Origin of the sequence: Nocardia uniformis NBRC 13702 (assembly GCF_001613345.1) — a bacterium.
Taxonomy (GTDB): Bacteria; Actinomycetota; Actinomycetes; order Mycobacteriales; family Mycobacteriaceae; genus Nocardia; species Nocardia uniformis.
On the sequence record NZ_BDCE01000107.1, the window covers coordinates 18,827 to 30,477 of the forward strand.

The window sequence follows — 11,651 nt, forward strand, 5'->3', positions numbered from 1 at the left end:
GTGTCACAGAACGGTGAAACCGACGACTACGGCGCGGAAACGCGAAAACGTCTGCGCCGCATTCTACTGGGGACCGGACTGGCCGAACACGAACTGGTGGAACCGCTGGCGGTGGAGTTGCAGCGCCACGGCTGTCGCCCGCGCAAAGCGTGGCGGCTGGCCAATGGGTTCACCCTGGATGTGGCTGCGGGCGAATACAACCGGGCCAATGGCGACGAGCGAGCCGCCATGACATCGGCGCGGATCTCGGAATTCGAATCCTGGCCGCGCACCCGCGGCAATGGTCGCGACCGTCCGCGGCCGACCGTGGATACGCTCAAAGTCCTCGCCACCATCTACCGCGCCAGCTGGGATCAGTTGCTGGACAGCGCGGATCTGACGAAGATGCCCGCCCGCGACCTGGCCGCGTACCGGGCCGCGGTGGCGCGCCGCTGCACCGCGTCCCCCGTGGTCGAGGGACGCGGATTACCCTGGGAAATAGCACCTTTCATCGGCCGTCACGACCAGCGGGTGGAATTGCATCGACGGGTGTCGGAGCATCTGAGCGGCCACCGGCCAGCGGTGCACGTCGTCAGCGGCCTCGCCGGGGTCGGAAAGACGGCATTGGCCCGGTATCTGGTCGGCGAGTACGGGACCAGCCGCTATGACGGCTTCATCTGGGAGGACCTGCGCGGCCATTCCGACGGGCGTACGCCGCGCACCCCCGCGGGCGTGCTGGAGCAGTTGCTGCTGCGGATCGGGGTGCCACCGGAAACCATCGAGAACGATGCCGGCCGCCGCGCCGACCGCTGGCGCACGGAAATGCGCGACCGGCGCATGCTCATAGTTTTCGACAATGCGTTGGACAGCAAGCAGGTTCGGGAGTTGCTGCCGCACGCACCCGGCTGCTTCGTCCTGATCACCAGCCGCCACAAACTCACCGGGCTGGCGGGCGCGGCGCCGATGCAACTCGATGCCATGACGACCGCCGAGGCGGAGGAACTACTGGTCAAGCTCAGCCACCTGCCACCCGGCTACGACGTGGGCGCGGTACGCCGAATTCTCGAGACGGCCGGTCGGTTGCCGTTGGCGATTCGCCTGGTCGCCGGGCAGATCGCGCATTACGGGCCGGATATGCTCGCCGCCGCCGATCGGGATTTCCAGCAGCTGATCGATCGGGTGCAGCACGCGCCGATCGGGACGCCATCGGAGGAGTCGCTGGCCGCGCCCATTCTCGACTTCTTCTCGGCGGAGGGGGAATCGCTGGGCGCCGCGTTCGAGTTGTCCTATCAGCGGCTGTCGGAGCCCGAATTACGCCGGGCAGTAAGGCTTCTCGGCCTCTTCCCCGGCTCGGAGATCACCGCCGAGACCTTGGCCCCCATGGCCGCTGTGACACCACTGGCCGCCAATGCCCTGATTCGCCGCATTTTCGAGGTCGGATTGCTGGATCCGGCGGTGAACGGGCCGTTCGGACAGCGGTATCGCATTCACGATGTGACCCGACTGTTCGCGCGCAAGCAGGCCGATCAGGAGGATCTGCCGAGCGAGCGGGCAGCGGCCATAGCCCGGCTGGTGCGCTTCTGCCTGACGATCGCGCGGCGGGTGGGCGCGCCACGGCCGTTCGACCTGGCGGGGAGTTTTCCGAATATGCCGGTCCCGGACCCGTCCGGAACGACCGAGCGGGCACGGGAATGGTTGACGCAGGAACGGGAGGTGCTGCTCGGCTGTATCCGGGTGGCGGGTTCCGGACCGGATACCGGTGAACTCGCCCGGCTCCTGGCCTCCCACCTCTCGGAGCTGGGTCACTGGTCGGACGCCCGGTGGTTATTCGTCCGCGGCCTCGATATCGCCCGCGGAATCGGTGATGCGACAGCGGAATGCGATGTGCTGTACGGCCTGGGTACGGTGCACCGGCTGGCATGCGACTACGAGACCGCCTCCAAATGCTTCGAAGAGGCGCACGGCATCGCCACCCGCACCGACGATCAATTGCGAATGGCGTCGGCCCTGTGGGGGTATGCCGAAGTGACCCGGCACATCGGCGATTACGGCTCGGCCCGGGACGCCTATGTCGATGTGCTCGGCATTGCCCGCAAGTTGCAGAATCTGAAGTTCGAGGGCGATTCGCTTCGCGGGCTGGGTCATATCGAGCGTATGGGGGGCGATCCGGCGACCGCGCGGCACTACTACGAGGCGGCTCTCGATATCGCCGAACAGATCGGCGACCGCTACAGTCTGGGCTGGTCGCTGTGGGGGCTCGCCAATATCACCCGCATGTCGGGCGACTTCACCGCCGCCCGTGCGCAATTCGAGGAATCCCGGGCCATGGGAACCGAACTCGGGGACCCACTGCTGCAGGTGGATGCGCTCCGCGGTCTCGGCCATATAGCGCGTGATTTGGGCGATCTCGATGCGGCACAAGGCGATTACTCCGATTCGCTGGATGTCGCCCGCCGCAATGGGGACCCGCACGGGGAGGCCGACGCCTGGCGGGCCCTGGCCGGTATCGCCGCCACCTCGGGTAGGCGCCACCGCCCTCGCGCCTGTGAGTTTCTGCGAAAGTCATTGGTGCTCTACGAGAGTATGGGCGTAAAGGGCCTGGCCGAGCAGGTGCGAATCGAGATGGAGCGGCTCGACTGCGACAGTTGGGAATGAGCGGCGTCAGCTGCCCCGATAGGTGGAGTACGCGAAGGGCGAGAGCAGGATCGGTACGTGGTAGTGCCGTGTCTCGGTAATGGTGAAGGCCACCGTCACCTCCGGGTAGAAGCTCTCCACGCCCTGCTTCTCGAAGTACTCCCCCGTCTCGAACCGCAGCCGGTACAGCCCGGCCGTCAATTCCCCGCCGAGGTCGCTGATCCGCCCGTCCGCATCGGTTACCGCCGAGGCCAATTCACCTCCCTCGGCGTCGAACAGTGTGACGGACACATCGACGGCGGGCGTGCCGCGCACCGCATCCAGGACATGGGTACTCAGGGTGCTCACCGCATCAGTCTTCACCAGGTGCCCCAGTCGAAGGTGATTGATCTCGGCGAGTTGCTCCCGCACGATGCGGCGTTCGGTGGCGGGGTCATTGCCGAGACGCTCGGTGAGGATCTCCAGCAGTTCGGCGGGGGTGCGGCCGCTGGCGCGCACCAGATAGACGTGCCCGAATTTCTCCTCGTAGGCGCGATTGCCATCGGCGATGGCGGTGCGAACCTCGTCATCGGCGCTGGTCATACCCGCCTGTTCGCGAGCCGAGGCGGCATTGTCGGGGCGGTCGCCGATGCGCGGGTGCCCGGTGAGCGCGCGGTCGATCTCCTCCTCCGGCAGTTCCGCCAGGACGTCGACGGCCGCGACGAACAGTGCGTCGATACTCGGGTAGGGCCGCCGCGCCGCTACCCCTCGGGCCCATGCGGGGGACGAGCAGCATGTCAGCAACAGTTCCACCGCCGCCTCATCGTCGAGGGCGGCGAATTCGTCGAGGGTGATCGCGTTATCGGTCATTGCCTCCAGCATCGACGATGATCATCCGGGCCGCCACTCGGGCAGCGCGCATCGCCGTACCGCGTTACCGTCTGCGGCATGACTCTGCGCGGATGCGACGGCATCCTGCTGGCAGCCGGTGCGGGTACCCGCTACGGCCATCCGAAAGTGCTGGCCGAAGGCGGAGACTGGCTGCGCTCGGCGGTTGGCGCGCTGCGCGACGGGGGGTGCGAGCGCGTGTACGTGGTGCTCGGCGCAACCGGGCCCGCCTATCGCCGCACTCCGGATTCCGACTCCGAATCGGCATCCGGCACCGGCCCCGAATGGCAGGTGTCGCAAACTCACAGCATTCTTATTCCCGCTGGTGTGCAACCGGTCTGGGCATCGGACTGGAAAACCGGAATGGGCGCCTCACTGCGTGCGGGGCTCGCCGCTGTCATCGGCGGACCGGCCATTCGTCGTGGGCGGGTTGCGGCAGACGGCATCGACGCGAGCCAGGGTTTACCGAAAAACCGGCCCCCTTCATGCGAATCAGCTATGACAGGCGGGAAGGGCGGGCTGCCGGAGTTCGTGGCGATCATGCCGGTGGATACGCCGGATGTGGATGCGCGGGTCGTGGCGCGCGTCTTGGCGGCGGCCCGCGAGACCGAAAGCGGTTTGGCACGGGCATTTTTCGACGATAAGCCCGGACATCCGGTGATGTTCGGACGGCAGCATTGGGCCGGGGTCTACGCGCATTTATCCGGAATGGAGGGAGCGGTCTCTTATTTGCGCGGACGAGCGGATATGGTGTGCGTCACGTGTGACGATGTGGCGACGGGGCAGGACCACGACTATCCCCGGCACTCGCACACGCCGAGTGGGAGCAAGTGATGCGGGATATCGTCGACGATCTATTGCGGGTGTGGCACAGCGGCCGCATCGCCGGACTGGCCACCCTGGTGCGCACCATGGGATCGACCCCATTGCCGATCGGTTCGGCCATGATGGTGGATGCCGAGGGACGAGCGTTCGGGTCGGTGTCGGCGGGTGGTGCCGAGGCGGCCGTGTACGACGCGGCAGCCGCGTCGGCGCAGACCGGTCGGCGCGCCATGCACCGCTTCGGACCGGATACCGGGCAGGGTGTCGGCACCATCGATGTCTTCACGGAACCGTTCTCGCGCAGCACTTTTCCCGAATTCCCGGCGGTCGCGGCGGATATCAAGCAGCAGCGGCAGGTCACCGTATTCACCGTGGTGTGGAATTCGGACCCGGATGTGATCGGCCAGCATCTGGTCACCGATCGCAAGCACGGCACCGAACTGGTTTCGCTGCCGGATTCCGATATCTTCGTCTCGTCGTTCGTCCGACCACCGCGCCTGATCATTGTGGGGGCCAACGCTTTCGCCTCCGCTCTCGCGATCCAAGCCCGCCTCATCGACTACCGCGTCACCGTCTGTGACGCCCGCCCGAGCTTCGCCAGTCCCGAGGCGTACCCGGGCTGCGAAGTGGTCGCCGACTGGCCGCACCGCTACCTCAATGTGCAATCGTCGGCAGGTGAGATCGACCGCAGCACAGCGATAGTCGTGCTGTCCCACGACGCCCAGTTCGAAATCCCGCTCCTCACGGTCGCGCTCCGACTACCCGAACTCGGATATCTGGCGGCGCTGGGTTCGCGGGTCACCCACTCCCGCCGCCTCGAAGCCCTCCAGGCGGGCGGTTTCGACGATGCCACCCTCTCCCGCCTGCATGCCCCCGCCGGCCTCGATCTCGGCGGCCGCACTCCCGCCGAAACGGCCCTCGCCATTACCGCCGAACTCCTGGCCGCCCGCACCAGCACGTCCGCGGAACCCCTCTCCTCCCGCACGGGGCCCATTCACCCCGCCTCGGTGCCCGTAGCCCGCTGAAGCGTTTACGACGAGATCTCACCAGGACGGTTCGAACCAGTCCCGGGCGTCGCGGCGAAACAGCAGCATGATCACCGCGAGCGACGCGATAATGCCCAACGGACCGGGTGGGCGGCCGTCGCTAATGGACGGCACGGTCCACAGCATATTCAGCGCTGCCACCAGAATCGCCGAAATCCGCACCGCCTGCCCCTCGGAATTGAAGATCAGCCCCACCAGCCCCAGCAGAAGTCCCGGCACGAACGGCACCGCGGTCATGAGCGCCGCATGCGTGCCGAGCAACCACCCCGACGAGGCGGTGCACACGATCCCGACCCCCGCGAACCCGAACACGATCACCTGCGCCGCGCGTACCGAGCGAGGCATGAGGTAGCAGTATTCGTCCGTCTCCGCCTGTTCCGGGGGAAACCAGTCGGACATCAGCTCTCCCGTCCCACAGGTGCGTACCGTGCCGATGGACCGCGAGCCGAACCGGCCGCTGGCACGGCGGTTCCGAGCCAGACTAGCGCGCCGACCGGCCGGTTCTGGGTAACCGAGGCCGGGGCGAGTCGCCCCGACCTCGGCCCGGCACCCCATCAGGCGGCATGGAGGGCTTCGGTGACTTTGCGAATCATCTCGGCCAGGATCGGGCTGGGCGCGCCCTGTGTCTGAGCGGTTTCCAATGCGACGAAGACGATGGTGCGAAAGTTGTCGGCCTCGGCCGGGGCCTGCTGCTCGAACAGGCTCACCGCCGCGGTCAGCGCCGGGAGTACCTGGTCGGCAAGGTCGGCGACCGTCTTGCCCTGCAATTTGATGTCCTTGGACTTCGCGGCGAGCACATGCCCGACCAGGCCGGTCGCGGAGTACAGAGCGGTGGTGCCCGCCGTGGCGACCTTGTGGGGCTTGGCGCTGGCGGCGGCCAGCAGCGAGACGGCGCCGTAGGCGGCGGTCCGCACGGTGGCCTTGTCCTGGTCGGAGAGGGTGATGGTGATCGACATGGCGTGCTCCTTCAAATTTGTTGTGTCCGTGTCGGCGTCGGTCCTGCTCGCCGAGCAACTCGATTACGGAAACAACAATCGCCTGCCGTCCTGACACCGGACAGCCACCGCCCTGACACGGCCGCTGACACGAGTGGGCAGGGGGCGGTTCAGGAGCGGGCCCGTACGACTTCCAGCTCAGTGACTCGCACGGTCGGGGCCAGTCGGTCGCGCAGGCCACGGTCGATCTCACCGGCCACCGGGATCACCACGGCTGCTGCCGAAATGGCGATGGCGTCCGCCAGCAGGGTCGGCCAGTCCGGTTCGCGGGTAACGGCGAGGGACGCGATAACGGCGGCTGCGGCGGCGTCGCCGGCTCCGGTGGGGTTGCCTGCGAGGGGTTCCGGGAGGGCGGCGGACCAGGCTCGGTCGGGGGTTATCGCGACCATACCCAGGCCGCCTCGGGTGACGATTACCGCGCCTACTCCGTTGGCGATGAGGGGGTCGACCGCGGCGAGTATGTCGGGGATGGTGCGGGTGGGGCGGCCGGTGAGACGTTCCAGCTCATGGGTGTTGGGCATGAGGATTACGCCGGGGACTCCGGCCGCCAGTTCCAGGGCGGCGCCGTCGACATCGCAGATGGTCGGGACTCCGGCAGCTACGGCGAGGCGGGCCAGCTCGGCGGGCAGGCTCACGTCTACCCCGCCGGGGAGGGAGCCGGCGATAACCAGGCCGCCGGTATCGGAGAGCAGGCCGCTCACCCGCACCCGCAGCTGGTCGACGGCGTGCGGATCGGAGATGCGGGCACCGGGTTCCCAGAGTGCGGTGGCGGTGCCGTCGTCGGACTCGCTGATCACGACCGTGCGGCGGACCCAGGGCAAGGCGTGGACGAAGTCGACCGGCATTTCGAGTTCCGCTGCCGCCGCGAAGGAGTGGTCGGAGAAGCCGGTGGCGCGGGCGTAGCGGCCCAGTTGATTGAGTACCCGGGTGACATTGATGCCGCGTCCGCCGATGCGCTGGTCGACCGACCGCACCCGATGTGGTCGCCCCCGCTCGAAATGCTCCACCCGGTAGGTCATGTCGTACGCGGGGTTCATTGTCACGGTGAGGATCACCATGACCACTCTGCCTGTCTTGTCCGCAGAAGCAAGCCCTGAATCAGCAGGCCAGGACGCGCAGGTGGTGTTCGACATCGCGTTGGACGCCGATCCGGCCCGGTTCCAGGTATTTTCGCGGGTCCGATGCGGTGGGGGTCGCGGCCAGCGCCGTACGCACGGCGTCGGTGAGGGCGATATTGAGCCGGGTACCGATATTGATCTTGACCATGCCGTGTGCGACGGCCGATCGCAGGCCCTCGTCGGGAACGCCGGAGGAGCCGTGCAGCACCAGGGGAACGGACAGTTCCGCTGCCAGTCGGGCAATGAGTACGTCGTCGAGGACAGCGGCGCGGGTGGCCATGGTGTGGGAGGAGCCGACCGCCACCGCCAGTGCGTCCACACCGGTGGCCGAAACGAATTCGGCAGCCTCGCGCGGGTCAGTGCGGACCCCCGGTGCGTGCGCACCGTCCTTTCCGCCGACCGCACCGAGTTCGGCCTCCACGAACACCGCTCGCGCATGACACCAGCGGGTGATATCGGCGGTGGAGGCGACATTTTCGGCATAGGCGAGGGCGGAACCGTCGTACATGACCGATTCGATACCGAATTCCACCGCATCCCGGATCAATTCGAGCTCCGTCGCATGGTCCAAATGCACCGCGAGCGATGCCGCACTGTCCTCGGCAATGGCCAGGCAGGCGCGTGCGAGCGGCTTCAATCCACCGTGATAACGCACCGTGTTCTGCGAAATCTGGAGTATCGCTGGCCTTTTCGTGGCTTCGGCGGCGGCAGCGATGGCCTCGGCATGCTCCAGCGTGATGACATTGAAGGCCCCGAGTCCGCCGGGACGCGCGGCCGTCATGAGTTCGGGCACCGGGGTCAGGGTCATGGCTTCTCCTCGCGTTCCGGTCCGGGTACGCGCCGCACCGGAACGGTCGGGAGCAGTCGTTCACGCAGCCGGTGGTCTATCTCGCCCGCCAGTGGCGCGGCCACCGACGCTGCCGAGGTCGCCACGGCAGCGGCGAGCAGAGCGGGCACCTCGGGCATCCGGTCGGCGGCGAGTCCGGTGATCACCGCGGCGGCCGCCGCATCGCCCGCGCCGGTGGTATTGCCGGTAATCGGCTGTGACACAACGGCCGACCAGGAGCCAGTACCGGTAGCGGCGACCATGCCGTCCGCGCCGCGGGTGGCGATCACCGCGCCCACTCCGGCATCGAGCAGCGGTTGCGCCGCGGCCACTACCTCGGCAGGGCTATGCGGTGCGGTTCCGGTCAGCTCGGACAGTTCGTCGGCATTGGGCATGAGAACCACGCCCGGCACCCGTGCGGCATGCCGGAGCGCGGCTCCGCTGACATCGCAAATGGTCGGGATTCCGGCGCCGACCGCCATTCGGGCCAGTAGGGCGGGAAGCTCCGAATCCACGTGCGGTGGTAGCGAACCCGAGATAACCAGGCCCCGGGTCCGCCCGAGTAGACCGCGCACCCGAGTGCTGAGCCGGTCGACGGCACTCGCATCCGGGGTCGCCCCCGGCTCCCACAAGCCGGTGGTGGCGTGGCCGTCCCCGGTTTCCTGGATGACTATGGTCCGTCGCACCCACGGCAATCCGAGTACGAAATCGGCGGGCAACTCGTGTTCGGCTTCGACGGCGAATTCCGTTGAGGCCAAACCTGTTGCCAATACCGACACTCCGAGGCTGTGCAACACCCGAGCGACATTGACCCCCTTACCGCCCACGCGCTGCCGCACGGATGCGACCCGATGGACGGTTCCGGGCTTCAACCGGTCGATGCCATAGGTGATGTCGTAGGCGGGATTCAGTGTCACGGTGAGGATCACGCCAGCCACCCACCTCGGCGCAGCACCCGCCGCAACCGTAGGTCGTCATCCACCACAATCAGATCCGCGTAGCACCCGACAGCCAGATCCCCGATCTCTTCGAGACCTGCTGTGCGCGCGGGCGTCAGGGTCGCGGCGCGCACCGCGTCCTCGAGCCGAACCCCGCATTCGCGCACCGCCCAGGCAACGCACTGGAGCAAATGCGAGGTGCCGCCAGCAATGGAACCACTCGCCACCCGGGCCACGCCCGCACTGACCAGCACCTCCTGTGGCCCCAACCGATAGACGCCATCCGGCATCCCCGCCGCCTGCATGGCATCGGTAATCAGTGCCACCCGCTCGGCTGCGATCGCGAAAACCAGTGCACCGAAGCCGGGATCGACATGTATGCCGTCACCGATCAACTCCACGGTCACCTGCCCGCGCGCGGCGGCGGTCAAGGCGGCACCCACCGGACCGGGATCGCGATGATGCAGTGGCGGCATGCCATTCGCCAGATGGGTTACCGACGTGGCGAACCCCTTGGGGCGCAGAGCATCCAGGAACGTCGGGTAATCAGCATCGCTGTGCCCGAGCGACACCGTCACCCCGTGCTCGGTCAAAAGCCTTGCCACCTTGTCGAACCCGGGTAGTTCCGGCGCGAGCGTCATGATTCGCAGCTGTCCGCCAGCTGTATCGATGAACCGCCGAGTCAGCTCCGGATCGGGATGTAGGAGGTAGCGCGGGTCCTGCGCCCCGCACCGCACACCCGAGAGAAAGGGACCCTCGATATGAATCCCGCCGATCACCCCGGTCTCGGCCAGCTCCCGCAGTGCCCCCACCTGCGCCACCATCGTCTCCGGGGCGGCCGTGACGATACTCGCGAGCACCGTCGTACTACCTCGGGATCGGTGGTACTCCACGGCCGCGACAGTGTCGGCCGCCTCGGTGGTATCGCACCGAAACCCGGCCCCGCCGTGATTATGGATGTCTACCAACCCGGGCAACACCGTGCCACCGGATAACGGCGTCGGCGCATCCGGATGCGCCGACCGCCATTGCGCGAATCCGCGCACGGCGATAATCCGCTCTCCGCCGACCGACACCACGCCATCGTCGAAACTGTGTGCGGGCGAGACGATCCGCCCGCGAATGTGTAGCTCAGGACTCATTGTGCCGCCGCGTCACCCACCGACCACCCTGCCGTTGACCACACTCGTCATCCCGGCAGGCAGTTGATCGCGATTCACATCGGTTGCACCCCGGGCAATTTCGGTGGATTGCGGCCATGAGCACGCCGGTGTGACACGGCGGGAGAGCAACCGAAGGAGCGGGGTGCCAGCCACCCGAACGGACAGGGAACCACCCACCCGAATGAGCAGGTTGCCGACCACCCGCGTGGCGGGGTGACCTGTCACGCGAAAGACGGGGTGACCGACAACCGGAATGGCGGAGACGTGACTCATACGAGCGCCCCGTAACGAGCGAACAGGGCCGCCCCTGCCAGTCCGGCGCGCGCGCCGAATCGACCGATGGTCACCTCGGGTGCGGGCACCACCCGCAGCCGCTCCCGGAGCGCCCGGTGCAGTCGCTCAGACAGTGTTGGACCGGCTCCCGCCAAACCGCCGCCCACGACGATCAGCTCAGGGCTCACCGCGTGGATCACGCCCAGCAGCCCGTCCGCCAGAGCCGCGACCGCATCCGACACCACGGCTTTCGCATCGACGTCGCTGTCCATCCGGCCGAAAATTTCCGCCGCGCCGATATTCTCGTGCCCGGTCCGCCGCCGGTAGGCGCGGGCGATGCCGTTCGCGGACGCTACCGTCTCCACACATCCGGTATTGCCGCAGGGGCACGGGAGTCCATCGTCGCGCCGCACCGCGATATGCCCGTACTCGCCCGCCTGCCCGATACCGCCGCGCACGAGTCGTCCACCAACGGACAGCGTCCCGCTGATCCCGGTCCCGATGATCACCACGCATACGGTGTCTCGACCCTGCCCCGCCCCGAACCGCCATTCGGCCCATCCGGCCACGGCCACATCGTGTTCGATCAGCACCGGCATCGACCATCGTCGGCTGAATCGCGTCCCCACCTCGACATCTCGCCAGCCGACATTGGCGCTGAACACCGCGATCGAGCGAACCGGGTCGACAATGCCGGGCAATAACACCGCGGCCCGCGCCACCCGGCCGCGGTCCGCGGCCGACAACCCGCTCAGCAGCACATCGCCCAGCTCGCCCATCGCATCGAACGCCGCCTCGCCCTGCGGAGTCGCCACCGCGTCCGCCACCAGCACTTCACCTGCGGCGTCGGCGATCTCGGCCTTGATCGTGGTGCCGCCGACATCCATGGCGAGGACCAGCGCCTGCTCCCCCAGTTCGGCGTGCGGGTGCGTCACACCCGCGGGCGCACTCACCACCGCCCGCACTCCGGGCACGACCTGCGAGCTCACG

The 11,651-nt window shown here is 67.6% G+C and carries 11 protein-coding genes; 3 read left to right on the forward strand and 8 right to left on the reverse strand.

From position 1 onward, the window contains the following. Window positions 1-2,634: a tetratricopeptide repeat protein gene (locus NU1_RS36355; protein WP_067528773.1), complete on the forward strand. Its 2,634-nt coding sequence runs from the start codon at window positions 1-3 to the stop codon at window positions 2,632-2,634. Window positions 2,635-2,640: 6 nt separating this feature from the next. Here the strand turns inward: NU1_RS36355 and uraD are convergent, their stop codons facing one another. Then, a complete protein-coding gene (gene uraD / locus NU1_RS44425; protein ID WP_371859871.1) occupies window positions 2,641-3,474 on the reverse strand; it encodes a 2-oxo-4-hydroxy-4-carboxy-5-ureidoimidazoline decarboxylase in 834 nt (277 codons plus the stop codon). Window positions 3,475-3,540: 66 nt separating this feature from the next. Here uraD and NU1_RS36365 point away from each other — a divergent pair, with 66 nt between their 5' ends. After that, window positions 3,541-4,314: a nucleotidyltransferase family protein gene (locus NU1_RS36365; RefSeq protein ID WP_067528775.1), complete on the forward strand. Its 774-nt coding sequence runs from the start codon at window positions 3,541-3,543 to the stop codon at window positions 4,312-4,314. Beyond that, entirely contained in the window at window positions 4,314-5,327 is a 1,014-nt protein-coding gene (locus NU1_RS36370; protein ID WP_067528776.1) for an XdhC family protein, read from the forward strand. Before NU1_RS36365 ends, NU1_RS36370 begins: the two co-directional genes overlap by 1 nt. 18 nt (window positions 5,328-5,345) lie before the next feature. Here the strand turns inward: NU1_RS36370 and NU1_RS36375 are convergent, their stop codons facing one another. From NU1_RS36375 to NU1_RS36410, 7 genes are all read right to left on the reverse strand, one after another. Then, on the reverse strand, window positions 5,346-5,747 hold the full coding sequence (locus NU1_RS36375) for a hypothetical protein (protein ID WP_067528777.1): 402 nt from the start codon (window positions 5,745-5,747) through the stop codon (window positions 5,346-5,348). Window positions 5,748-5,902: 155 nt separating this feature from the next. Further along, on the reverse strand, window positions 5,903-6,304 hold the full coding sequence (locus NU1_RS36380; protein ID WP_084522136.1) for a hypothetical protein: 402 nt from the start codon (window positions 6,302-6,304) through the stop codon (window positions 5,903-5,905). 149 nt (window positions 6,305-6,453) lie between these two features. Next, entirely contained in the window at window positions 6,454-7,401 is a 948-nt protein-coding gene (locus NU1_RS36385) for a hexose kinase (RefSeq protein WP_245720476.1), read from the reverse strand. Between the two features lie 40 nt (window positions 7,402-7,441). After that, window positions 7,442-8,269, reverse strand: coding sequence for a class II fructose-bisphosphate aldolase (locus tag NU1_RS36390; protein WP_067528778.1), 828 nt, complete (start codon window positions 8,267-8,269; stop codon window positions 7,442-7,444). Then, complete coding sequence (locus tag NU1_RS36395; RefSeq protein WP_067528779.1) at window positions 8,266-9,216, reverse strand: 1-phosphofructokinase family hexose kinase; 951 nt, start codon at window positions 9,214-9,216, stop codon at window positions 8,266-8,268. The genes NU1_RS36390 and NU1_RS36395 overlap by 4 nt, the downstream gene beginning before the upstream one ends. Further along, window positions 9,213-10,367 (reverse strand): N-acetylglucosamine-6-phosphate deacetylase, encoded by a 1,155-nt coding sequence (nagA, locus tag NU1_RS36400; RefSeq protein ID WP_067528780.1) that lies wholly within the window; start codon window positions 10,365-10,367, stop codon window positions 9,213-9,215. Before nagA ends, NU1_RS36395 begins: the two co-directional genes overlap by 4 nt. Before the next feature lie 290 nt (window positions 10,368-10,657). Continuing rightward, window positions 10,658-11,650 (reverse strand): ROK family protein, encoded by a 993-nt coding sequence (locus NU1_RS36410; RefSeq protein WP_245720477.1) that lies wholly within the window; start codon window positions 11,648-11,650, stop codon window positions 10,658-10,660. Window position 11,651: the final 1 nt, after the last annotated feature.

Bases quoted from the DNA above. Each gene is read 5' to 3' on its own strand.
- uraD (WP_371859871.1), bottom strand. From the start codon at position 3,474: ATGCTGGAGGCAATGACCGATAACGCGATCACCCTCGACGAATTCGCC.
- NU1_RS36365 (WP_067528775.1), top strand. From the start codon at position 3,541: ATGACTCTGCGCGGATGCGACGGCATCCTGCTGGCAGCCGGTGCGGGT.
- NU1_RS36370 (WP_067528776.1), top strand. From the start codon at position 4,314: ATGCGGGATATCGTCGACGATCTATTGCGGGTGTGGCACAGCGGCCGC.
- NU1_RS36375 (WP_067528777.1), bottom strand. From the start codon at position 5,747: ATGTCCGACTGGTTTCCCCCGGAACAGGCGGAGACGGACGAATACTGC.
- NU1_RS36380 (WP_084522136.1), bottom strand. From the start codon at position 6,304: ATGTCGATCACCATCACCCTCTCCGACCAGGACAAGGCCACCGTGCGG.
- NU1_RS36385 (WP_245720476.1), bottom strand. From the start codon at position 7,401: ATGGTGATCCTCACCGTGACAATGAACCCCGCGTACGACATGACCTAC.
- NU1_RS36390 (WP_067528778.1), bottom strand. From the start codon at position 8,269: ATGACCCTGACCCCGGTGCCCGAACTCATGACGGCCGCGCGTCCCGGC.
- nagA (WP_067528780.1), bottom strand. From the start codon at position 10,367: ATGAGTCCTGAGCTACACATTCGCGGGCGGATCGTCTCGCCCGCACAC.